Here is a 22198-nt window from a genome sequence, read left to right on the forward strand (position 1 = left end):
CTCTCCGCGGGCTCGCGCGGTTTGGAGCACGCACGCGCAACGGCGCCGGCTCACGCGAACCTGAGTCCGGCCGCGCGCGCCGACACCCTCGTGCGCGAACAGGCGGCGGGCGCGAACATGCGCGCGCATCCCGTGATCTGCCGAAGCGCCGTGCCCTCAGAACGGTGCGGACTCCCGATAGGGCGGAGGGACAAGATCCTCCGAGATGAACTTCACCGCCGGTGAGTACGGCAGGGGGTGGTCGGTGTAGACCCTCCCGGTGGGTGAGGTGAACTCCATGACCCCGCCGGCGAGTTGCCGGACCTGCCACCGGGTGAACTGCTTCTGGGTGTGGTGTCGCTGGCAGAAGTGGCAGAGGTTGCACACGTGCGTCTTCCCGCCGAGGGCGTAGTCGAGGTTGTGGTCTACTTCGCAGCGGATCGCGGGGGCGGTGCAGCCGGGCCACCGGCAGTGTCGGTCGCGGGCGCGGAGGTGTCGGTCGATCGCGGCGGTCCGCTGATATGCGTCGGTGCAGAGCACGGCTCCGGTGACGGGGTGGGTGAGTACTCGGTCCCAGGGCACCCTCGTCGCTTCGGCGAGGCGTCGGGCGGTGTCGATGTCGATGGGGCCGTGTCCGACGAGTTCGGCGGGGTCGATGTTCTCCCGCTCGGGGTTCAGGACCGACAGTGCGGGGACGACGACCTGCACCCGCGCGCGGATCGCACCGAGTGCGCCGGGGCCGTCGTCGGTGCGGGTGGGGTCGGCGTCGGGGGCGGCGGTGAGGAGCAGGTCAGCGAGGATGTCGGCCCGCACCTGATCAACGCTGCGAAGATCGCCGGCGCCTGCGGTCGCGTCGCGCTCCTGTGAGTCGGCGGCGCCCATCGTTCTCCGTTCCGGCCCTTCGTCGGAACCGTCGCCAGTACGGCCGATCCCGAACGCGGCGCCGCTGACGCCCAGTCGGTCCGAGCCGGGCGATGATGCGACACCGGTGCCCGCCGAGACCGGCGAACCGGTCTCATCGCGCGCATCCATCAACGCCCTCGACTGCTGCGTCAACCGGTCATAGATCCCCACCGCCAACACCGTCGGCAGCGTCGCGATCAGATCCGACATACCGTTCTCACCCAGCACCACCCTCACGCACCGTTCCTCACGGCCCCGCTGGTGCCGCTCCGTGATCGTCGCCGGCTGCAGACGTTCCGCCAAAGTCGCCAACCGTGCCCGCAGCCGTCCCGGACTCAACCCCTCCGCGGTGGTAACAGCGAGAACATCGAACTCCCCGCGCCTATCGACGGGCACCGGGGTGCCGGCATCCACGATCGCCTGCACGTGCGCCCGCGACAACACCCCTGCTTCCCACGCATCCACCGTCGCCGGGAAGTGATCCACGAGCGCCAGCGCCTTCCCGATCTGTGCCTGCACGCTCCGATCGGACAAGCACCCCGCGGCTGCGATCTCCGACGCGACTTCCCGCAAAGCCATCTCCGCCGCGCGGGACGACGCCCGCTGCGCCGCCATGACGTCAAGCGCGAGACGTCCCGCGCGGGCCAGTGCCCGCGTCTTGCGGGCTTCGGCGCCCGCGAGGGCGGCATCCGCGTCGAGGACCTCGCACAGCACCGCCGCGAGCGGGTCGGACCGGCCGCTGGAAGGGGAATCGAAGATCATGTGTGCATGCTAGCGATGACCTCCGACATCGACGTCGACCGGAAGCACGATGTGGGGACAGCTCGGACGAACAGTCCCGTGGGGAGAAGCCGTGGGGCGGGAAGCGAACCCGAGGTCTCCCGCACCGAAGGGTCGATCGACGCCTTCTCGTCGCATGCTCCGCCCGCGACGGGCTCCCGTCCGTAGCCACCAGCCGTCGGAGCCTCTCCCCGCGCCCCGCCGGCAGACCCGCTGCGCTGCAACGCACCGGCGCTCCCACCGACGACCTCAGTCGAGGACCAGCTCGACCTCGGTATGACCCCGGAACACCCGCAGCACGAGGTCGAAGTACGTCTCACCCTCCCCGCGATCCAGCGCCTCCAGCGCGCGCCGCGCCGGTGCCGCCGCGTACACGTCGGGTCGGTCGAGCTTGGCGCGGTAGTACGCGCGTGTCGTCTCGACACCCAGCGCGGCGCGCGAGAGTTCCGCATCGTGCCACACGACGCGGGCCCCGTCCGCGCCGTGCAGCACGCCGAATCCGCCGTACAGCAGATCGTCGAGTGCGTCGAGGCTCTCCCCCAGCGTCCACTCCTCGTCCGGCATGAACGCCCGATCGAGTTCGGCGTAGAGGGAGGGGATGCCGTGCACCGCCGCCCCGTCGATCTCGATCGTCGGCCGGGTCATGGCATCCGGCCGCTCGACGCCGCGAAGAGGGCCGGTGTGACGCCCAGGACGCGTCGGAAGTGCCGCGTCAGGTGCGCCTGGTCATGGAAGCCGGTGCGGGCGGCGACGTCTGCCGGTCGCACTCCATCGAGCAGGAGCCGCCGCGCGGCGTCGACGCGCCGGGTGAGCAGGTAGCGGTGGGGCGCGATACCGAACGCGCGGGAGAACACCCGCACGAGGTGGCTCGGGTGCGCGTGCAGTTCGCGAGCGGCGTCGGCGAGGGTGAACGTCTCGGTGAGGCGATCGTCGAGCAGGTCGCGCAAGCGGAGGGCGAGAGGGGCGTCGGTCGCGGCGGTTGACCCCGATCCCGCGTGCGACACCGCGGCCTCGCGAACGGCGAGAAGCCAGTGCTCCGCGGCGAGCTCATCGCCCGGATGCCGCAGCGCGGCGTGCACCCGGCGCACGGCGTCGAGCGCGCCGACGTGTGCCAGGGTCGGTCGCCGCGCGAGGCGCGAGGCCGTTGACGACGGCATCCATTCGCCCGAGAGGTACAGGACACGCTTGCGATACCCCTCTCCCGCGATGTCGGACCGGCCGTCGTGCGGGATGCCGGGAGGCAGCAGCGTGACCGCCTGGGGCTCCGCGTGGTGCTCCGCGCCGTCGAGCGCGTAGCGGACGACGCCGCGATCGACGAGCATGACCGCCCAGTCGGCATGCGTGTGCACCGGATAGGCGTGGTCGAGATCGGCGTAGTAGGCCTCACGCAGGTGGGGCACTCGCGGATGCCACGCCCGCACACGATCGACCATGCAAGAAACGTACAAGACCCCTCCGACATCCCAGCCGATGCTGGGGAGATGACCGAGAACACCGCCCCGTCCTTCGACACCAAGGTCGTCGTCGTGGTCCGCGACGGCCTCGCCGCGTGGCAGGAGCTGAACGTGACCGCCTTCCTCATGACGGGGATCGCGACGAGCGCCCCCGCCCTCGTCGGCGAGCCGTATCGCGACGCCGACGGCACGACCTACCTCCCGATGCTCCGTCAGCCCGTCATGGTGATGTCAGCGGATGCCGAGACCCTGGGCCGGGCGCGGGCGAAGGCCGCCGCGCGCGATGACGTGGCTCTCGCGATCTACACGCGGGAGCTCTTCACGACGTCTCACGACGCCGCGAACCGTGCCGCGGTGGCCGAGGTGGCGGCATCCGATCTCGATCTCGTCGGCATCGCCCTGCGCGGACCCCGCAACGCAGTCGACCGAGCGGTCCAAGGGGCGGTGTTCCACCGGTGAACGTGGGCCGTCGGCACCGCCGCACGCACGGCCCCGAGAACGACGCAGGGCCGAATGCTTTCAGCATCCGACCCTGCGGTGGCGAACCTCGCGGGGAGGCTCGGGACGATCAGCTTCCGCCGTTGATCAGCGACAGGTACGACCCGAAGGGGCGTGCGGAGTCGGATTCGGCGAAGTCGTCGGCGAGGCCCTCGTGAGGCGTGGTGTCGTTCTTCATGGAACGAGTGTCCTCGGCCCGGCCCCGCGACGGGTGGTGGTTGACAGACGAGGAAAAGTACGCCTAGTTAACTACTCGCTCCTCTAGCCTTTCGATCCGCTGCTCGAGGTAGGCGATGTATTCGACCATGTAGGAGAGCTTCGCCTCGAGACGCTCGAGCCGCGGACTGATGTGCCCCTGGTTGAAGGTGAACGGCACCTTCAACGGGTTGTCCGCATCAATTCTCTCCGTCACGGCACGCAGCCGGTTGATGTCTCCGGGGACGTTCGTCATGCTCGCCAGCGTACGCGCGCCCCTCACTCCGTCTGCGCCATTGACGGGGCGAGGATGATGATCCCCGCCCCCACGAGGGCCACCGCCGACCCGACGTAGTCCCACACGGTGGGCCGGAAGCCGTCGACCACGATCCCCCACGCGAGCGACCCCGCCACGAACACACCGCCGTAGGCCGCCAGCACGCGACCGAAATGCGCATCGGGCTGCAGCGCCGCCACGAACCCGTACGCCCCCAGGGCCAGGATGCCGATCAGTGCGAGCCACCACCCCCGGTTCTCGCGCACCGCCTGCCAGATCAACCAGGCTCCGCCGATCTCGGCGACCGCGGCGAGGGCGAAGAGGACGACGATACGCGCGGTGGTCATGCCGTCATTATCCGGGAGGCCGCGATCGCACCCCCGGATGCCGATGTCCGGGACGCCGTGACACCGGGCTCGCGTCGACGCGGCACGGGGGTGATCCCCCTCCCCTGCGCACGTGCGGTGGCCTACGCTCAGCCCATGAAGAAGATGGCCGCGATCGCGGCCGTGTTGCTGGTGACCGGGAGCCTGACCGCGTGCGGGACCTTCCCGGTCGGCCCGTCGCCGTCGAAGACGACCGCGACGCCCGACCCCGACGCAGCCGCCCGTGAGACGTTCGCGCAGGAATCCGCCTACCTCGCCGAGTTGCGCAAACAGCTCCCGAAGACCGACCTGTCGTCCGTGCAGCTCTGGCTGGATCTCGGCCACGCCGTCTGCGCGGCGTTCGACAGCGGCCTCACCCCGAAGGAGGTCTTCGACTCGATGCAGGGCGGTGCGCTCTCGAGCCCCGAGGCGAGCGCGGTCGTGGTGCTCAGCGGCATCCATCTGTGTCCGGAGTACGCACCGACGCCGTGAGCGGCGGGCCGGGCGGAGACGACGGAAGACCTCGCTGGCGACGCCGTGAGCCGCCGACACACTTCGGGCCGATCGCTCGAGGGAACGGGAACCGCCGGCCGGTCACCACGCGTGACGGATCACTGCCCTCCGGTTCCGGCCTCTCCCTGCCAGACCGCGCGGGCCCCGCTGTCACCGACCTGGACGACGGAGACCGTGGTGCCGACGGCGACCGTGACCGCCACCACCGCGAGAACGAGGGAACCCACTCGCGCACGTCCCCTGCGCCCCTCATCGGCCGATCTCCGCGCGCGGAGACGGAACCACACCCACTGCGCAGCTGCCACGAGGAACAACCCGACCGCCCACGGCAGGAGCTGATCACCGAGCTCTGTGTGCGCTTCCAGCACAGCGGACTCCGGCACCTGGCGTTCGAGAGCCTCCCCAGCCTCTTTCGCGAGGGGGACGAACACGAGCGCGACGGCCGCGACGAGAGGGGTGAGAACCCCCAGCCTCCTCCGCGCCGCCGGCCAGACGGACCCCACCACCACCATGAGAGCTGCGAGCGGGACGAGCACGACGACGGCGTGCACGAGGAGAGGATGTGCGGGAAGGCCCGCGATCTGCCACATGCGCTCAGCAAACCACCGGAGAGCCGCACTGCGGACCATCTTGCGCCCCGAGATGGTTACGACTTCATATGAGCCGGGCCGCGGTGACGGTGAGGGGTGAAGCCAGAGGATGGAGCGGCCTGGCCTTATAGCCCGAACGGTGCTTGCATGTGTCTCATGCCCACCGGGTCGCCTCTCCCTCCGTCCGATCTCCGCCCCGAACCTCACAACACCGCCATCACCGGACGGCTCAATTGGCTCCGAGCAGGAGTCCTCGGAGCCAATGACGGGATCGTCTCCGTCGCCGCCCTCGTCGTCGGCGTCGCCGGAGCGACCACCGCGACCGCTCCCATCCTCGCCGCGGGCGTCGCGGGCCTGGTGGGAGGTGCCATCTCCATGGCGCTCGGCGAGTACGTCTCGGTCAGCAGCCAGACCGACAGCCAACGCGCCCTCATCGCGAAAGAACGTGCGGAGCTCGAGGAAGACCCCGAGGGTGAGCTCGAAGAACTCGCCGAGCTCTACCGGGCCCGCGGTCTCTCGCCGCAGACCGCTCACCAGGTCGCAGGCGAACTCACGGCGAACGACGCCCTGACCGCGCACCTGGAAGCGGAACTGGGACTCGACGAGGAGGGAGTCGCGAGCCCGCTCGCCGCCGCCGGTGCCTCCGCGCTCGCCTTCTTCCTCGGAGCCCTCCTTCCCCTGCTCGCCATCTTGCTGCCCCCGCCCGAGATACGCGTCCCGGTCGCCTTCGGCGCGGTCCTTCTCGCCCTGGCCGCCACGGGCTTCATCAGCGCACGCATCGGTGGCAGTCCGGCCCTGCGCCCCGTGGTCCGCATCGTGGCGGGCGGGGCGCTCGCGCTGGCAGCCACCTTCGCCATCGGTCTCCTGCTCGGCACCTCCGGGGTCGTCTGAGCTCATCGATCGGGCGCTCGGGCTCCTTGCCTGCCTCGTGTATCAGTCGGCCCGAGCGGAGCGCGGCACGATCGCGAACGCAGCGACTGCTCCGATCGCTAGCAGCACCGCGCCGTATCCGAGCCCGGCGCGATAGCCCTGGGCGAGCGCGTCGACGGGGGTCGCCGCCGCACCGGTCGTTGCGGTGGCCACGGCGACCAGGGCGGCGAGTCCGATCGTGCCGCCCAGCTGGCGTGAGCTGTTGAGCACCCCCGAGGCGATGCCGGCGTCGTGCGGCACGACGCCGGAGGTGCCGGCCGACCCGAGCAGCATGAAGCCCCCTCCGATGCCGACGGCTGCGAACAGGGAGGGCCCGACGATCCCCAGCCAGAACGCGAATTCCGCGGGCATGAGGGAGAACCAGCCGAGCCCGGCGGCGCCGACGATACCGTGGACGAGGAGCGCCGTGCGCATACCGATCCGGGCCGCGAGGCGCTGCGCGATCGCGATACCGACGACCACGAAGAGGGAGAATGGCAGGAACAGCACCCCCGCGAGGGCGGGCTCGATACCCCAGACCTGCTGAATGTAGAGCGAGCAGAAGTAGAACGCGGCGAGCTGTCCCGCAGATAGGAAGAAGCCGAACACGTTCGCTCCGACGAGACTGCGCACGCGGAACAGCCGCAGGGGCATGATCGGGTGCGCTGTCCTCTGCTCGACGATGACGAAGGCGATCAGGAGCACGACCCCGGCAGCAGCGCACAGGAGTGTTGATGCAGCGGTCCAGCCGTCCTCACTGCCCGTGGCGACGGCGGCGACGGCCGCTCCCACACCCGTGGTGACCAGAACTGCCCCGAGCACGCCTAGACGCTCAAGGCGCACCCCTCTTTCGTGGCGGGGGACACCGACCCACACCGCGGCGAGGGCGATGAGCACGATGGCCTTATCCACAGGTCCGGTGCTCCAGCGACCGTCGACACCGTCGAGCGACCGCTGACCCCAACCGCCGGGGGACCAGAAGGGGACCAACGAAAGCGGCCCACGGAAACAAGAGAGCCCTGACAGAACTTGCGTTCTATCAGGGCTCTTCTGTCGGGATGACAGGATTTGAACCTGCGACCCCTTGACCCCCAGTCAAGTGCGCTACCAAGCTGCGCCACATCCCGTCGCCCGCGAGCGGGCAACTCCCCTATATTAGCCCCTCCCCGGCCACCCCGCGAACCGGCCGCCACCCCGGGCGTGTGGCACGCCCTTGTCGATGTCCGTGGCCATGGCTACCGTCGCGTCATGACGATCAAGATCCTGCCCGCCACCGGCGACCGCTTCGACGACGCCGAGACGGCGCTCGGCAGCGGCGACGGTCCCGGCTGCCAGTGCCAGTGGTGGCTGCTGACCAACGCCGAGTTCGAGAAGACGTCGCGCGACGAGCTCACGCAGCGCTTCCACGCCGAGATGCACGGTGATCGTGCCCCCGGTCTCATCGCCTACGTCGACGGCGAGCCCGCGGGCTGGGTGCGCGTGGGACCCCGCGTCGATCAGGCGCGGCTTCTGCGCACCCGGGATGTCACCACCGCAACGCGCGAGCCGCTCGACGCCGGCGACGTCTGGTCGGTCTCGTGCTTCGTCGTGCGAAAGGCGCACCGCGGGCAGGGCCTGATGAAGAAGCTGCTGGATGCCGCCGTCTCCGCCGCTCGCGACGCCGGTGCGCGTGTCGTCGAGGCGTATCCCCTCGACCCCGCCGTCACGAAGAGATCCGCGAATCAGCTGTACCGCGGAACGGTGTCGATGTTCCAGGACGCCGGTTTCGACGTCGTCGACCGGCCGAAGCCCGACCGCGCCCTCGTCTCGCTGACGCTGCACGACTGACGGCCCGACCTACCATGGAGGTTCGCCGACGAAGGATCTGACATGACGGATGCCACCACCACCGCCCGCGTCGACGCGTGGCTGTGGGCGGTGCGGGTCTACAAGACCCGCTCGGCGGCCACCACCGCCTGCCGCGCGGGCCACGTGCGCGTCAACGGGGAGCGCGTGAAAGCCGCGCAACCGGTGCGACCGGGCGACGAACTGCGCGTGCGCATCCAGGGCTTCGACCGGATCCTCGTCGTCAAGAAGACCATCGCGAAGCGTGTCGGCGCAGCGCTGGTCGCCGAGTCGGTCGACGACCGCACTCCCCCGCCGCCGCCGAAGGAGAGCATGCCGTTCGTGCCCGTCCGCGACCGCGGCGCCGGGCGCCCCACCAAACGCGACCGCCGTGAGATCGAGAAGCTGCGGGGCCGCGAGGTCGACTGACCCGCGGGCGCGCGCATCCGCTTCGCGGCGCGGGCCCTGAGGTCGTGCGGGTGACAGCGCCCGAGCGCGGCGCCGCCGTCGCCGGTCAGCCCAGCTGATCCAGCAACCAGCGCGTGCCGTGCGACACGGCGCCGAGCTCTTCGACGCGGCGCGTCAGCTCGCGATCGCTCGTCACGACGATGACGGGCCGATGCATCGCGACGAGTGCCCGGGCGACGGCCACGATCTCATCGTCTCCCTCACCCTCGGCACGGCGAACCTCGACCGCTCGCCCCACCGGTTGAGCGGACCGCGCCTGGCCCTCCAGCACCGCGGTGATCGACGGGAACCAGCGCGTGGCCGAGAGGCCGAGGAGCTCGGCATCCACGCCCGCCGCGTCGAGCGACGCCAGCTGGGACAGAATCCGCCCGGCCGCACCGGCGCGATCCTTCCACCAACCGTCGGGTACCGAGCCCATGACGTTCGCCACATCGACCACGAGAGCGGGCCGGGTCGACAGCGCGGCGCGCAGGGCGGGCCAGGATGCCGCGAACCCGGGGTGCAGCGGCAACGCGTCGACACGGTCGACCGGCACCCACTCGAGAGCGACGCTCTCGGGGTCGCTGATCACGGGCTCGAAGGGAGTCGTGACATCGGCCACGAGCGTCGAGTACGACCAGATTCCGAGGTCGAGCACGCTCTCGAACCGCGCCCGCACGGCGTCCGCCGGGACGCCCGCCTCCTCGCCGGATTCACGCAGCGCGCCGTCGCGGGCGGATTCGCCCTCGTGCCGCGCACCCCCGGGCAGCGCCCAGGTGTCGCCGAAGTGGCTCCACGCGACGCGGTGCTGCAGCAGCACGCCGCGCAGCGGGTCGAGGGCGAGCAGCCCGGCCGCACCGAATCGACCCCAGTACTTCTCGCCGGTGGGCGCGACGACCCAGGCGTCGCCGGGATCGCGGGGTCCGTGCGGGCGCCGCGGTTCACCGGGGGCGGGAGGCTCGATCGTCATCGCGTCCAGCCTGGCACAGCCGGGCGGCGGTGGCTCCGTCGGACGTCACACGGGGTCGGACAGCGCAAGCGGACGCCCCGTCCACAGGCACGCGCCCCGAACGCACGAACGCCCCGACCTTCGCACGGGGATCGGGGCGTTCGATGAATGCTCAGGCGTCGAAGCGCGCGCCCTCCGGCACGGGCGGCAACAGCATGAACACGAGCAGGATGAGGCTGCCCACGAATGGAACCAGACCGACGAAGATCCAGAAGCCGCTCTTGTTGGTGTCGTGCAGGCGGCGCACCACGAGGGCGACGCCGGGTACGAGGGTGGCGAGTCCCCAGACGACGTAGAGGACCAGGAAGACCACGCCCAGTCCCGAGGGTCCGGCGGGCGCGCCGTACTCGTCGACTCCGCCTCCGCCTCCGGTGACCAGCGCGAGCGTTCCGAGCACCGCCAGCACCACGGCGTTCACCAGGACCCACCACCAGTACTCGCTGCGGCTGGCCCGCCCGGTGAATGTGGCGTACTTCTTGAAGAAGCGCTGCACGGCTGCGCCGATCGGAGCGCCGTAGTACGGCTGCCCGAGCGCAACGTTGGTGTTCGTGTTCGACATGTGTGTCCCCCTGACACGTGGCGATTCGAGGCGCCGACGGGATCGTCGGCGCGGAAGCACTGTACCGATTCCGCAGCGCTCCGCGCAGGAATGTTTCGCCGCATCGCCACCACGCACGAAAGCCCCGACCCCCGCGCGGGGATCAGGGCGTTCGTGACCTGCCTCAGCGCTGACGCTTCTCGCGGATGCGCATGTTGAGCACGATCGGCGTGCCCTCGAAGCCGTAGATCTCGCGCAGGCGCCGCTGGATGAACCGGCGGTAGCCGGGGTCGAGGAACCCGGTCGTGAAGAGCACGAAGGTCGGCGGACGCGTCGCCGCCTGCGTGCCGAACAGGATGCGCGGCTGCTTGCCGCCGCGCAGCGGGTGCGGGTGCTCGGCGACGAGCTCCGACAGGAACGCGTTGAACTTGCCGGTCGGGATACGGGTGTCCCACGACTCGAGCGCCTGCTCGAGGGCGGGCACGAGCTTGTCGAGGTGACGACCCGTGCGCGCCGAGATGTTCACGCGGGGGGCCCACGAGACGTGCGCGAGGTCCTGCTCGATCTCGCGCTCCAGGTAGCGGCGACGGTCCTGGTTCTCCATGTCGTCGTCGTTCAGGCGGTCCCACTTGTTGAACGCCAGCACGAGCGCGCGACCCGACTCGAGCACGAGGTCGATGATGTTGAGGTCCTGCACGCTGATCGGCTGCGAGACGTCGATCACGACGACGGCGACCTCGGACTTCTCCAGCGCCGTCGAGGTGCGCAGCGACGCGTAGAAGTCGGCGCCCTGGGACAGGTGCACGCGACGACGGATGCCGGCGGTGTCGACGAGCGTCCACAGCTTGCCGCCAAGCTCGACGACCTCATCCACCGGGTCGCGGGTGGTGCCCGCGAGCTCGTTGACGACCACGCGCTCCTCACCGGCGGCCTTGTTGAGCAGGGACGACTTGCCGACGTTCGGTCGACCGAGGATCGCGACGCGGCGCGGTCCGCCGATCTCGTACTTGGCGACCGCCGACACGTCGGGCAGCACCTTCATGAGCTCGTCGAGCAGGTCGGCCACGCCGCGGCCGTGGATGGCCGAGACCGGATGGGGCTCGCCGAGGCCGAGGTTCCACAGGGCCGTCGCCTCGGGCTCCTGGCGCGCGTCGTCGACCTTATTGGCGATGAGGAAGACGGGCTTCTTGCTCTTGCGCAGCAGCTTCACGACGTGCTCGTCGGTCGAGGTCGCCCCCACCGTGGCATCCACGACGAACAGCACCACGTCGGCGAGATCGATCGCGACCTCCGCCTGGGCCGCGACCGATCGGTCGATGCCCTTGGCGTCGGGCTCCCAGCCGCCGGTGTCGACGAGCGAGAAGCGGCGGTCGAGCCACTCGGCCTTGTAGGTGACGCGGTCGCGCGTGACCCCGGGGGTGTCCTCGACGACGGCCTCGCGGCGGCCGAGGATGCGGTTCACCAGCGCCGACTTGCCCACGTTCGGGCGGCCGACGATCGCGACCACCGGCAGCGCGGGGAGGAACTCGATCGCGCCCTCGCCCGAGGCGAGCCCCGCCAGCAGCTGGGCGTCGTCCTCATCGAGGTCGAAGTCCTCCAGTCCCGCGCGCAGCGCTTCGGCCCGCTGCTCGGCGAGCACCTCGTCGAGGTTCTCCATCTTCTCGGCGAGCTGGTCGGGCCCGCCTTCGTACTCGTCTTCAACGCCCATCGCGGGCTCCCATCGTGTTGTCGACGACGCTCAGCACGGCGTCGACGGTCTGTTCGAAATCGAGGTGGGTCGAGTCGACGACCAGCACGCCTTCGGCGGCGGTGAGGAAGTCGACGACCGTGGAATCGGCCGCGTCGCGCTTGTGCAGCGCGGCGGCGACCTTGGCGGCGTCCTGATCGGTGAGTTCTGCGCTGCGCCGGGCGGCGCGCACCTCGGGCGCCGCGGTGAGCAGGACGCGCACGGGCGCGTCGGGGAACACCACCGTGGTGATGTCGCGTCCCTCGACCACGACACCGGCCAGACCAGCGGATGCCACGAGCCGACGGAACAGCTCGTTCACGGCGTGCCGCACGGCGCCGACGCGGGCCACCCCGCTCACGGCGTCGGTGACCCGGGGCTCCCGGATCGCCGCGGTGACGTCGACGCCGCCCACGCGCACCCAGCGGTCGGCCGGGTCGAGCGAAATCGCGTAGTCGAAGTCGCCGAACACCTCCAGCACCGCGGTGGCGTCGGAGGTGTCGGCCCCGTGCTCGAGGGCGTGCCAGGCGAGGGCCCGGTAGGCGGCCCCCGTGTCGAGGAAGCCGTAGCCGAGGCGGCCCGCGGCGGCCTTCGACACGCTCGACTTGCCGCTGCCGGCGGGACCGTCGATCGCGACGACGACCGGCGCGGCGGTGCCTGCGCGCGCCGTGGTCACGGAGGGGGTGGACTCAGTCATGGGTGGTGCTCGCAATCCGCCAACCGCGCTGCTGGAGACCGTCGACGGCCCGGCGGACCGCGTCGGGGACGACGCTGATCTCGGCGAGACCGAACGGGGCTCCGGGCGAGTGCTCGAGGCGTAGGTCTTCGACGTTGACGTCGAGGTCGCCGAGTTCGCCGAAGAGGCGCCCCAGCTGGCCGGAGGTGTCGTCGACCATGACGACGAAGGTATCGAAGCGGCGGTTCTGGCCGTGCTTGCCGGGCAGGCGCTCCACGCCCTCGTTGCCGCGGCGGATGGTGTCGGCCACCGCACGGCGGGCGCCGGGGACGTCGGGGTCGCGCAGCGCGTCGGCGACCTCGCCGAGGTCGGCCGCGAGCCGATCGAGCACCGCGACGACGGGCGCCGCGTTCGCCCCGAGGATCTGCACCCACAGCTCGGGAGCGGATGCCGCGATGCGCGTCGTGTCGCGCACGCCCTGGCCGGCGAGGCGCAGCGAGCCGTCGGGCGCCTCGACGAAACGACCCGCGAGCAGGCTCGCCACCAGTTGCGGCACGTGCGACATGAGCGCGACGGACTCGTCGTGCTCTTCGGGAGTCATCTCGATGAGGGTCGCACCCAGGTCGAGCGCGAGCCCCTCGACGAGCGACAGGTCGTGCGCGCTGGTCTCGCCGTCGCGGCAGACCACCCAAGGGCGACCGACGAAGATGTCGGCGCGGGCCGAGATGGCTCCCCCGCGCTCGCGACCGGCCATGGGGTGCGAGCCGATGTAGTGGGTGAGATCGACACCGCGCTGGCGCAGTGTGCGCAGCGGCTCGAGCTTCACGCTCGCGACGTCGGTGACGACGGCATCCGGGAACGCCTCGAGCTCGCGCTGGACGACGTCGGCCGTCACGTCGGGGGGAACGGCCACCACGATCAACGACGGACGGTCGTCGGGGCGCTCGGCGCGACCCGCGCCGTAGTCGATCGCGAGGCGCAGCTGAGAGGGCGAGGCATCGACGAGCACGACGTCGACGCCCGCGGCGGTGAGCGCGTGACCGATGCTGGCGCCGAGAAGACCCGAACCGACGACGCGGACGGTGCCGCTCGTGCGGGTCGCCAAAGGTCCGGCCGCGCGCGCGGACGTTGCCTTGACTTCGCTCATCGGGTCTCCTGCCCTGGGCGGCACCGCTCGCGCCGCAAGACGCCCGGGAGGCTCACTCCACGGGAGCGTCGCCGTCTCGACGAGACAGCGTGAGCAGGGCACCGCGTTCTACTGTAGTCAACTCGCGGGCCTTGCCCACCGGGAGAGTTCCCAGGTGCAGCGGCCCGAACTGCCGCCGGACCAGCTCGACGACCGGGTGACCGACCTCGGCCATCATGCGGCGCACGATGCGGTTCTTGCCCGAGTGCAGGGTCAGCTCGACGAGGCTCTCGCCCCGCGAGGAGTCGAGCAGCCGCGCCTTGTCGGCCGCGATCCGCCCGTCCTCGAGCTCGACGCCCTTGATGAGGCGCTGGATCGTCTGCGGCAGCACCTGCCCCTCGACCTTGGCGATGTACACCTTGGTCACCCCGAACGAGGGGTGCGCGAGCACGTGGGCGAGGTCGCCGTCGTTGGTGAGGACGAGCAGGCCCGAGGTGTCGGCATCCAGTCGTCCGACGTTGAAGAGACGCTCGTCCCACTCCTTCGTGTACCGACGCAGATCGGGTCGGCCCCGATCGTCGTTCATCGAGCTGACGACCCCGGTGGGCTTGTTCAGGATGACGTAGCGCTTCGACGCGTCGAGCTGGATCGCCGTGCCGTCGACGTCGACGAGGTCGACCTCGGGGTCGATGCGCGAGCCGAGCTCGGTGACGACCACGCCGTTCACCCGCACGCGTCCCTCGACGATCATCTGCTCCGAGACGCGGCGCGAGGCCACGCCCGCGTTCGCGAGAACCTTCTGCAGGCGTACGCCCTCGGCATCCGCTTCACTCACTTCAGTACCTCTCCGTCGAATCCGTCCGAGCCGTCGTCGAGCAACGGCGAGATATGCGGCAGCTCGTCGAGCGAGTTGATGCCGAGGTTGACCAGCAGTTGGTCGGTGGTCCCGTAGTGGATCGCGCCCGTGTCGGAGTCGGTGAAGACCTCCGTGATGAGCCCCCGGGCGAGGAGCGTCCGCACGACCGAGTCCACGTTCACCGCGCGGATGGATGCCACCTGCCCGCGCGTCACGGGCTGCTTGTACGCGATGACGGCCAGGGTCTCCAGCGCCGCCTGCGACAGCCGCGAGGGCGCCTGGGTGTTGACGAAGTCGCCGACCACGTCGTCGTACTCCTCGCGCACGTACAGGCGCCAGCCTCCGCCGACCTCGCGCAGCTCGAAGCCGCGCACCGGCCCCCCGGTCTCGCCGTCGTAGTCCGCCACGAGCGCGTCGACGGCCTGGCGCACGGCCGGCACGGGCGCACCGACGGCCGCGGCGAGGCTCACGAGGCTCTGCGGCTCCTCGACGACGAGCAGGATCGCCTCGAGGCGACGAGCGACGGATGCCGGGTCGACCGAGCGCGCGGGCGCCTCCGGGGCGGCGGTGTCATCGGTCATAGTCGGCTCCCAGGGCGGCGAGGTTCTCTTCCGACCACCTCTCGGCGGTCCAGCGCAGGGTCAGCTCCCCCAGTGGTTCGAGCTGCTCGAACGACAGCGCCGCGTGACGGTACAGCTCGAGGATCGACAGGAATCGCGCGACGACGACGCCGGTCTCGGTGACCCCGGCGACGAGGTCGCGGAAGTTCAAGGTCCCGGCCGAGCGCAGCAGCGTCACCACGATCGCGGCCTGCTCGCGGATGCTCACGAGCGGGGCGTGCAGGTGGTCGAGACCGACGGTGGGGATCTGCTTCGGCGCAAGAGCGACCACGGCGAGCGCCGCGAAGTCGTCGGCGCTCAGGGTCCACTTCAGTTCGGGAACCGCGCTGCGGTACTTCTCGTCGAGGCGCACGTTCCGGGTGTGGCGCCGGTCCTCGCGCTGGAGGCAGCGGGCGAACCACGCCGACACCTCCTTGAAGGCGCGGTACTGCAGCAGACGTGCGAACAGCAGGTCGCGCGCTTCGAGGAGGGCCACCGACTCGGCATCCACCAGCTCGCCCTGCGGCAGGAGACCGGCGATCTTCATGTCGAGCAGGGTCGCGGCCACGACGAGGAACTCGCTCGCCTCGTCGAGATCGCCCTCCGGCCCCATCGCCCGGAGGTAGGCGATGAACTCGTCGGTCACTCGGCTCAGGGCGACCTCGGTGATGTCGAGCTCAGCGCGAGAGATGAGGGTGAGGAGCAGGTCGAAGGGTCCGTCGAAGACAGGGAGCGTGACGCGGAAGCCCGAGGAGTCGCTTCCGGTCCCTTCGACAGGCGCAGGGACCTCGGTCACGGGCTCAGGGACCTCGTTCTCGGGCTCAGGGACCTCGGCCGCGGGCTCGAGGACTTCGGTCGCGGGCTGAGGGGCCGACGCGAGGGCGACGGCGTCGGGGGTCTCGTCAGGCGACGGCGCCACGGGCGACCAGCTCCCGCGCCAGCCGCAGGTAGGCCTGGGCGGCGGCGTGCTCGGGCGCGAACTCCGTGATCGGCATGCCCGAGACCGAGGCATCCGGGAACTTCACCGTACGGCCGATGACCGTCTCGAGCACGTCGTCGCCGAACGCCTCGACCACGCGCTCGAGCACCTCGCGCGAGTGCAGCGTGCGGGGGTCGTACATCGTGGCGAGAACGCCGTCGAGCTCGATCGCGGGATTGAGGCGGTCGCGCACCTTGTCGATCGTCTCGACCAGCAGGGCGACGCCGCGCAGCGCGAAGAACTCGCACTCGAGCGGGATCAGCACGCCGTGCGCCGCGGTGAGGGCGTTGACGGTGAGCAGGCCGAGGGAGGGCTGGCAGTCGACGAGGATCACGTCGTAGTCGGCGGCGACCTTGCGCAGCACCCGGGCGAGGATCGTCTCGCGGGCGACCTCGTTGACGAGGTGCACCTCGGCCGCCGACAGGTCGATGTTGGCGGGGATGACGTCGAGTCCCTCGACGCGCGTGTGCACGATGACCTCGTGCGGGTCGCGCTTGGTGTCGAGCAGCAGGTCGTAGATGGTCGGCACGTCGTGCGTCTGGATGCCGAGACCGGCCGACAGCGCACCCTGCGGATCGAAGTCGATGGCCAGCACGCGGCGGCCGTACCCGGCGAGCGAGGCCGCGAGATTGATCGTGGTGGTCGTCTTGCCGACGCCGCCCTTCTGATTGCAGAGGGCGATGATGCGGGCGGGGCCGTGACTGTCGAGCGGCTTCGGGGTGGGGAACCCCTGGTAGGGGCGACCGGTGGGTCCGAGGATGACCTCGTCCGCGCCCGTCTTCTGGCCCTTCGTGCTCGCCGACACCGAGTCTCCCGCCTTCGTCATAACGTCGTCGAGTCTAGCCGTCGCCCGTCGCCCCGCCCGTGTGACCCGCGGGCCGGTGGCTTCGACGGGCTCAGCCACCGCCCTCCGGAGGCTCGAGCGCTACCCGACGCGCACGACCGCCCGCGCGCGCCGCACCTGCACGAGCACCGCCAGCGCGAGCGTCAGCGCCGCCCAGACGGCGGCGATCTTCGTCAGGACGCCGTAGACGAGGTGCGTGGGGGTGTAATCCGCATCGAACCCGCCGTTGAGAGCCACCGCCACGACCGCCGCGCCGACCAGCGCGACCGGGAGCGAGAACCACCACGCCCAGCGGACGGCATCCGGGATCACCCTTCGCACCGGCCGGGCCGCGCGCCGCGACAGCCACACGGCCGCGAAGACCGCGAGCACGAGCAGCCCGACGGCGCTCGAGGCGTGCTGCAGCCACTTCGCGCCCGTGAACGGCCCCCACTGCCCCGCGAGCGCGGGGAACAGCTGCTCCCCCGCCCGTCCTTCGTGGGTGAACAGGTCCCACGCGATGTGCGAGGCCACCCCCAGCGCGAGCGAGAGGACGAGCCACAGGATGCCGACGACTCCCCCGCCTTCGCTCTCGCGCGCCGCCGCGCGGGCACCGGCGTCCCAGTCCGCCGGTAGGCGCTCCGCGACCGGGCGCGGCACGAGCTCCCGGGTCGCGGGTCGGAGCACGCATCGCCACACCAGCAGCAGGACGACGGCGACCACGACCGTGACCGGGAGCCACGCGAGGTCGTGCGTGAGGCCGTAGCCGGGCCACATCCCGCGGACGAAGAGCGGCAGGTCGGGGGTCATCGCCCCGATCGCGATCCCCGCCGGAACCAGCCGCGTGCGCAGGAAGGGCAGCGCGACGACGGCATGGCTCGGCGTGAACGGCATATCAGCTGAGGAACAGACCCGCGAGCGTCTTCTTGCCGCGGCGCAGCACCGAGACACCGCCGGGGAGCGTTCCCTCGACGACCGCCTCGTCGCTCGTGACCTTCTCGCCGTCGAGAGAGACGCCGCCCTGCGCGATCGCGCGGCGCGCCTCGCTGAGGCTGGCGCACAGGCCCGTGGCGGTGAGCGCCTCGACGACGCTCGACCGCGCGGGCACCGTCGCATGCGGCAGCTCCTCGAGGGCGCTGCGCAGCACGGCGGCGTCGAGCGCGGTCACATCGCCCTGACCGAAGAGCGCCTCGGTCGCCGCGATCACGGCCTCGGCCGCCTCGGCGCCGTGCACGGTCGTCACGACCTCGCGCGCGAGGCGCTTCTGCGCGGCGCGGCGGAACGGCTCCGCCTCGACCTGGGCCTCGTACTCCTCGATCTCGGCGCGCGTGAGGAACGTGAACACCTTGAGGCGCTCGGCCACGTCGCGGTCGTCGGTGTTGAGCCAGAACTGGTACATGACCCAGGGGCTGCACATCTCGGCATCCAGCCAGATGGCGTTGCCCTCGCTCTTGCCGAACTTCGTTCCGTCGCTGTTAGTGATCAGCGGCGTGCCGATGGCGTGGACGGACGTTCCCTCGACCTTGCGCACGAGGTCGGTGCCGCTGGTGAGGTTGCCCCACTGGTCGCTGCCGCCGGTCTGCAGCACGCAGCCGTACTGGCGGTACAGCTCGAGGTAGTCCATGCCCTGCAGGATCTGGTAGCTGAACTCGGTGTAGCTGATGCCGGCCTCGGAGTTCAGGCGCGCGCTGACCGCGTCTTTCTTCAGCATCGTGCCGACGCGGAAGTGCTTGCCGATCTCGCGCAGGAAGTCGATGGCGCTGAGCGGCGCGGTCCAGTCGAGGTTGTTGACCATGCGGGCGGCGTTCTCGCCCTCGAAGCTCAGGAAGCGCTCCACCTGCGCGCGCAGGCGCGCCACCCACTCGGCGACGGTCTCGCGCGTGTTCAGCGTGCGTTCGGCGGTGGGGCGGGGGTCACCCACGAGACCCGTCGAACCCCCGACCAGGCCGAGGGGACGGTGACCGGCGAGCTGGAGGCGACGCATGGTGAGAAGCTGCACGAGGTTGCCCAGGTGCAGGCTCGGCGCGGTCGGATCGAACCCGCAGTAGAAGACGATCGGGTCGCCGCCCAGCAGCTCGCGCAGCTCGCCTTCGTCGGTCGAGACGTGGATGAGTCCGCGGTACACCAGCTCGTCCCAGACGTTGTCGAAGGTCGGGTCGTTGGCGGGGGCGAGGGCGCTCACGGGCGCCGCGTCGATCGGTGCAGACACCGGTTCAGGGTACCAGCGGGCCGTTCCGACCCCGGATGCCGCCACCCACGGCACCGCCACGACCTCAGCTCTCGCGGCCCGCCGCGCTCCTCACCCCGCGCGGATGCCCCACCACACCAGGAAGGCCGCCGCCAGAGACGTCACCCAGCTGACGAGACTGCCGATGAGGAAGTACTCGGCCCGGTTGCCGTCGTCTCGGTCGCGCGAGATCTCGGGGAAGCGCACGATGCCCTTCGCGGCGAGGACCGCGGCCAAGAGCGTGTAAGCCGCGCTGAGCGTGAGCACGAAGACGAGGATGCGTTCGAGCGGACCGATGAGGCGGCCGCCCTTCAGGGTGGGCGCCGCGTCGGCGTCGACCGCGCCCCCGCCCATCTCGGAGCGCAGGGCGATGCGCACCACGGCGTTGCCCGACTCGAGCAGGAACACCAGGCAGCCGATCACGAGCACGGCCACGTCGATCGAGACCGCCTCCCCGGGGCGGTACGAGGCCCACAGCTGTCCGAGCAGTCCCGGCCGCTCGCGCCCCGGGGCCACGACGACGCACGCGGCGGCGGCGAGCCCGAGCAGGGCCACCGGCCAGAGCCCGGCGCGGGCGGGACCGTTCTCGGGGACGACCCACATCCAGATCGCACCGACCGCGACGGCGAGGATGCCGGCGACGAGGGCGTCGAGACCCGCGGACGCCACGATCAGCAGCACGGCCGCGATCGCGAAGGCGAGGACGCGGCGCGTGCGGATCATCTGCCGCAGCAGGTCGACCGCACCGACCGCGAGCAGGAGCAGTCCCGCGGCGATCATGCGCGCGCCTTCGCCGCAAGCACGTCGAAGCCCTCGATGATCGCCGCGGAACCGCCCGCGGCCAGGGCCTGCGACACCGCGGACTGGCTGACGCCCTCCGCGTCGGCCAGCTCGCGCTGCGTCAGGCCGATGCACCGTCCGTAGGTCAGGCGACGCGTGCGCTCGCTCATCGCCGAGACGAGCTGGTCACGGCTGAGCGCGTAGGCGGCGGCGAGCGCAATGGCCTCGGACATGGTGGCATCCTGCCCCTCTGCGAGCCGGATGCCGGTGCGCGCGAGCGGCGCGGCGCGCTGTTGCAGCCGTTCGACGTGCTCGACGGCATCGCGGGCGGCCCACCACGCCGGCCCCTCGGGCAGCGTGCGTCCCTCGAGCTCGATCGGGCGCGTGTCGCCCACGCCGATGCCGAACCGGCAGTCGACGTCGTCGGGCAGCGCAAGGCGCAGCAGCAGAAGGGAGGCGAGCGCGTCGGTGAGCGCCGCGTACTCGCCCTGCAGCTCGTCGCCGACGACGGCCGCGAGCGGGGCCGTTGCGACGGGCAGATCGCGCTCGACCCTCTGCACGGCTTCGGCGATCGCGCGCTGAGCACCGGCCCGGTCGGCCAGCTGCCGAGAAGCCACGATGTCGGCGATCACCGCGACGGTCATGAGATAAGTCTAAAGCTTATTTACCCGATTTGATAAGCGATTCGCTGATATCAACCGTTGAGGGCACGGGATGCCGCTTGAGCTCGCGCGACGAGCTCCTCGCGCTGCTCGGCCACGCGGACCGGCGCCGTCCCGCCGACGCCCGTACGGCTCGACACCGAGCCCTCGATCGTCAGCACCTCGCGCACCTGCGGGGTGAGCGCGGGCGACACGCGCGCGAGCAGGGCGTCGTCGGCGTCTTCGAGACCGATCTCGCGCTCCTCGCACGCCCGCACGAGCGCTCCGGAGATCTCGTGCGCATCGCGGAAGGCCACGCCCTGCCGCACCAGCCACTCGGCGACGTCGGTCGCGAGCGAGAAGCCCTGCGGGGCGAGCTCGGCCAGGCGGTCGGTGTGGAACCGCATGGTGGCGATCATGCCGGAGAACGCCGGCAGCACGAGCTCGAGCGTGCGGACCGAGTCGAACACCGGCTCCTTGTCTTCTTGGAGGTCGCGGTTGTACGCCAGGGGCAGGCCCTTGAGCGTCGCGAGCAGGCCCGACAGGTTGCCGATCAGGCGTCCGGCCTTGCCGCGCGCGAGCTCCGCGATGTCGGGGTTCTTCTTCTGCGGCATGATGCTCGAGCCGGTCGAGTAGGAGTCGTCGAGGGTGACGAAGCCGAACTCGCGGGTGTTCCAGAGGATGACGTCCTCCGCCAGGCGCGAGAGGTCGACGCCGATCATGGCGGTGATGAAGGCGAACTCGGCCACCACGTCGCGGGAGGCCGTGCCGTCGAGCGAGTTCTCGGCCGGGCGGGCCAGGCCCAGGCGGTCGGCCACGAGCTGGGGGTCGAGGCCGAGCGTCGCCCCGGCGAGCGCCCCGCCGCCGTAGGGCGACACCGAGGCGCGCACCGACCAGTCGCGCAGCCGCTCGAGACCGCGCACGAACGCCCAGCCGTAAGCCTGGAGGTGGTGGGCGAGGAGGACCGGTTGTGCGTGCTGCAGGTGCGTACGGCCGGGCATGATCGCGCTCTCGTGCGCCTCGGCCTGCGCCACGAGAGCGTCGATGAGGCGGAGGAGGTCGCGCGTGATCGTGCGCGAGTGATCGAGCAGGTACAGCCGCACGAGGGTCGCGATCTGGTCGTTGCGGCTGCGGCCGGCGCGGAGCTTGCCGCCGAGGGCCGGGCCCACCGTCTCGATGAGAACGCGCTCGAGGGCCCCGTGCACGTCTTCGTCACCGGGTGCGGCGACGAGCGAGCCGTCCTGCACGCGGGCGGCGAGGTCGTCGAGACCGTCGTGCATCGCCCGCGCCTCGTCGGCGCTGAGGTACCCCGCGGCCTCGAGAGCCGCGGCGTGCGCGTGCGAGCCCTGGATGTCGTACAGCGCGAGGTCCCAGTCGAAATGGGTGGAGCGGCTCAGCGCCGCCAGTTCGGGAGACGGTCCGCCCGAGAAACGGGCCCCCCACAGGGCGCCCTCGTTCGTCGACTGACCGGTCTCGCTGCTCAT

General features: G+C 71.0%; 26 protein-coding genes and 1 tRNA gene. 5 read left to right on the forward strand and 22 right to left on the reverse strand.

Going from position 1 to position 22198, the window contains the following annotated elements; translation table 11 throughout:
- Positions 1-156: 156 nt before the first annotated feature.
- The 3 genes from Q9R20_RS00670 to Q9R20_RS00680 all read right to left on the reverse strand — a co-directional run bounded on the left by Q9R20_RS00670 (position 157) and on the right by Q9R20_RS00680 (position 3095).
- Positions 157-1644, reverse strand: a complete 1488-nt coding sequence (locus tag Q9R20_RS00670) for a DUF222 domain-containing protein (RefSeq protein WP_311247537.1) — start codon at positions 1642-1644, stop codon at positions 157-159.
- 267 nt (positions 1645-1911) lie between these two features.
- Complete coding sequence (locus Q9R20_RS00675; RefSeq protein WP_311247538.1) at positions 1912-2307, reverse strand: barstar family protein; 396 nt, start codon at positions 2305-2307, stop codon at positions 1912-1914.
- Positions 2304-3095, reverse strand: a complete 792-nt coding sequence (locus Q9R20_RS00680; protein WP_311247539.1) for an AraC family transcriptional regulator — start codon at positions 3093-3095, stop codon at positions 2304-2306. The genes Q9R20_RS00675 and Q9R20_RS00680 overlap by 4 nt, the downstream gene beginning before the upstream one ends.
- 48 nt (positions 3096-3143) lie before the next feature.
- Between Q9R20_RS00680 and Q9R20_RS00685 the strand changes: the two genes are divergently transcribed.
- Positions 3144-3575 carry a DUF2000 domain-containing protein gene (locus Q9R20_RS00685; RefSeq protein ID WP_311247540.1) on the forward strand — a complete coding sequence of 144 codons (432 nt, stop codon included), beginning with the start codon at positions 3144-3146 and terminating at the stop codon, positions 3573-3575.
- 280 nt (positions 3576-3855) lie between these two features.
- Here the strand turns inward: Q9R20_RS00685 and Q9R20_RS00690 are convergent, their stop codons facing one another.
- Positions 3856-4065: a hypothetical protein gene (locus Q9R20_RS00690; protein WP_311247541.1), complete on the reverse strand. Its 210-nt coding sequence runs from the start codon at positions 4063-4065 to the stop codon at positions 3856-3858.
- A gap of 23 nt (positions 4066-4088) precedes the next feature.
- Positions 4089-4433, reverse strand: coding sequence for a YnfA family protein (locus Q9R20_RS00695; RefSeq protein ID WP_311247542.1), 345 nt, complete (start codon positions 4431-4433; stop codon positions 4089-4091).
- Between the two features lie 135 nt (positions 4434-4568).
- On the opposite strand from Q9R20_RS00695, the gene Q9R20_RS00700 reads away from it, so the two are divergent.
- On the forward strand, positions 4569-4943 hold the full coding sequence (locus Q9R20_RS00700; protein ID WP_311247543.1) for a DUF732 domain-containing protein: 375 nt from the start codon (positions 4569-4571) through the stop codon (positions 4941-4943).
- A 119-nt stretch (positions 4944-5062) separates the two neighbouring features.
- Here Q9R20_RS00700 and Q9R20_RS00705 read toward each other — a convergent pair whose 3' ends face one another.
- On the reverse strand, positions 5063-5593 hold the full coding sequence (locus Q9R20_RS00705; protein ID WP_311247544.1) for a DUF2231 domain-containing protein: 531 nt from the start codon (positions 5591-5593) through the stop codon (positions 5063-5065).
- A gap of 108 nt (positions 5594-5701) precedes the next feature.
- Between Q9R20_RS00705 and Q9R20_RS00710 the strand changes: the two genes are divergently transcribed.
- Positions 5702-6445, forward strand: coding sequence for a VIT1/CCC1 transporter family protein (locus Q9R20_RS00710; RefSeq protein ID WP_311247545.1), 744 nt, complete (start codon positions 5702-5704; stop codon positions 6443-6445).
- A 42-nt stretch (positions 6446-6487) separates the two neighbouring features.
- On the opposite strand, the gene Q9R20_RS00715 is transcribed toward Q9R20_RS00710, so the two are convergent.
- Together Q9R20_RS00715 and Q9R20_RS00720 are read right to left on the reverse strand one after the other, a co-directional pair.
- Positions 6488-7375, reverse strand: a complete 888-nt coding sequence (locus Q9R20_RS00715) for an MFS transporter (RefSeq protein ID WP_311247546.1) — start codon at positions 7373-7375, stop codon at positions 6488-6490.
- A 141-nt stretch (positions 7376-7516) separates the two neighbouring features.
- A tRNA-Pro gene (locus tag Q9R20_RS00720) sits at positions 7517-7590 on the reverse strand.
- A 121-nt stretch (positions 7591-7711) separates the two neighbouring features.
- Here Q9R20_RS00720 and Q9R20_RS00725 point away from each other — a divergent pair.
- Together Q9R20_RS00725 and Q9R20_RS00730 are read left to right on the forward strand one after the other, a co-directional pair.
- The gene (locus tag Q9R20_RS00725; protein WP_311247547.1) at positions 7712-8290 is read left to right on the forward strand and encodes a GNAT family N-acetyltransferase; all 579 of its coding nucleotides are present in this window, start codon (positions 7712-7714) and stop codon (positions 8288-8290) included.
- Between the two features lie 42 nt (positions 8291-8332).
- Complete coding sequence (locus Q9R20_RS00730; RefSeq protein WP_311247548.1) at positions 8333-8716, forward strand: S4 domain-containing protein; 384 nt, start codon at positions 8333-8335, stop codon at positions 8714-8716.
- 85 nt (positions 8717-8801) lie between these two features.
- On the opposite strand, the gene Q9R20_RS00735 is transcribed toward Q9R20_RS00730, so the two are convergent.
- The 14 genes from Q9R20_RS00735 to argH form a co-directional block, all read right to left on the reverse strand.
- A complete protein-coding gene (locus tag Q9R20_RS00735) occupies positions 8802-9704 on the reverse strand; it encodes an NUDIX domain-containing protein (RefSeq protein WP_311247549.1) in 903 nt (300 codons plus the stop codon).
- A gap of 151 nt (positions 9705-9855) precedes the next feature.
- Positions 9856-10302 carry a DUF805 domain-containing protein gene (locus tag Q9R20_RS00740; RefSeq protein WP_311247550.1) on the reverse strand — a complete coding sequence of 149 codons (447 nt, stop codon included), beginning with the start codon at positions 10300-10302 and terminating at the stop codon, positions 9856-9858.
- A 163-nt stretch (positions 10303-10465) separates the two neighbouring features.
- On the reverse strand, positions 10466-11989 hold the full coding sequence (gene der / locus Q9R20_RS00745; RefSeq protein ID WP_311247551.1) for a ribosome biogenesis GTPase Der: 1524 nt from the start codon (positions 11987-11989) through the stop codon (positions 10466-10468).
- A complete protein-coding gene (cmk, locus tag Q9R20_RS00750; protein ID WP_311247552.1) occupies positions 11979-12704 on the reverse strand; it encodes a (d)CMP kinase in 726 nt (241 codons plus the stop codon). The genes der and cmk overlap by 11 nt, the downstream gene beginning before the upstream one ends.
- Positions 12697-13830, reverse strand: coding sequence for a prephenate dehydrogenase (locus tag Q9R20_RS00755; protein WP_311247553.1), 1134 nt, complete (start codon positions 13828-13830; stop codon positions 12697-12699). The genes cmk and Q9R20_RS00755 overlap by 8 nt, the downstream gene beginning before the upstream one ends.
- Before the next feature lie 52 nt (positions 13831-13882).
- The gene (locus Q9R20_RS00760) at positions 13883-14644 is read right to left on the reverse strand and encodes a pseudouridine synthase (RefSeq protein WP_311247554.1); all 762 of its coding nucleotides are present in this window, start codon (positions 14642-14644) and stop codon (positions 13883-13885) included.
- Entirely contained in the window at positions 14641-15246 is a 606-nt protein-coding gene (gene scpB, locus Q9R20_RS00765) for an SMC-Scp complex subunit ScpB (RefSeq protein ID WP_311247555.1), read from the reverse strand. The genes Q9R20_RS00760 and scpB overlap by 4 nt, the downstream gene beginning before the upstream one ends.
- Positions 15236-16183 carry a segregation and condensation protein A gene (locus tag Q9R20_RS00770; RefSeq protein ID WP_396653650.1) on the reverse strand — a complete coding sequence of 316 codons (948 nt, stop codon included), beginning with the start codon at positions 16181-16183 and terminating at the stop codon, positions 15236-15238. The genes scpB and Q9R20_RS00770 overlap by 11 nt, the downstream gene beginning before the upstream one ends.
- The gene (locus Q9R20_RS00775) at positions 16167-17069 is read right to left on the reverse strand and encodes a ParA family protein (protein WP_311247556.1); all 903 of its coding nucleotides are present in this window, start codon (positions 17067-17069) and stop codon (positions 16167-16169) included. Before Q9R20_RS00775 ends, Q9R20_RS00770 begins: the two co-directional genes overlap by 17 nt.
- A gap of 99 nt (positions 17070-17168) precedes the next feature.
- Complete coding sequence (locus tag Q9R20_RS00780; protein WP_311247557.1) at positions 17169-17960, reverse strand: DUF4184 family protein; 792 nt, start codon at positions 17958-17960, stop codon at positions 17169-17171.
- A gap of 1 nt (position 17961) precedes the next feature.
- Positions 17962-19275 carry a tyrosine--tRNA ligase gene (tyrS, locus tag Q9R20_RS00785; RefSeq protein WP_311247558.1) on the reverse strand — a complete coding sequence of 438 codons (1314 nt, stop codon included), beginning with the start codon at positions 19273-19275 and terminating at the stop codon, positions 17962-17964.
- A 90-nt stretch (positions 19276-19365) separates the two neighbouring features.
- Positions 19366-20073, reverse strand: coding sequence for a hypothetical protein (locus tag Q9R20_RS00790; protein WP_311247559.1), 708 nt, complete (start codon positions 20071-20073; stop codon positions 19366-19368).
- The gene (locus tag Q9R20_RS00795) at positions 20070-20717 is read right to left on the reverse strand and encodes a SatD family protein (RefSeq protein ID WP_311247560.1); all 648 of its coding nucleotides are present in this window, start codon (positions 20715-20717) and stop codon (positions 20070-20072) included. Before Q9R20_RS00795 ends, Q9R20_RS00790 begins: the two co-directional genes overlap by 4 nt.
- A 50-nt stretch (positions 20718-20767) precedes the next feature.
- Positions 20768-22198, reverse strand: coding sequence for an argininosuccinate lyase (gene argH, locus Q9R20_RS00800; protein WP_311247561.1), 1431 nt, complete (start codon positions 22196-22198; stop codon positions 20768-20770).

The sequence above is a fragment of the Microbacterium sp. PRF11 genome (assembly GCF_031844085.1).
Lineage (GTDB): Bacteria > Actinomycetota > Actinomycetes > Actinomycetales > Microbacteriaceae > Microbacterium.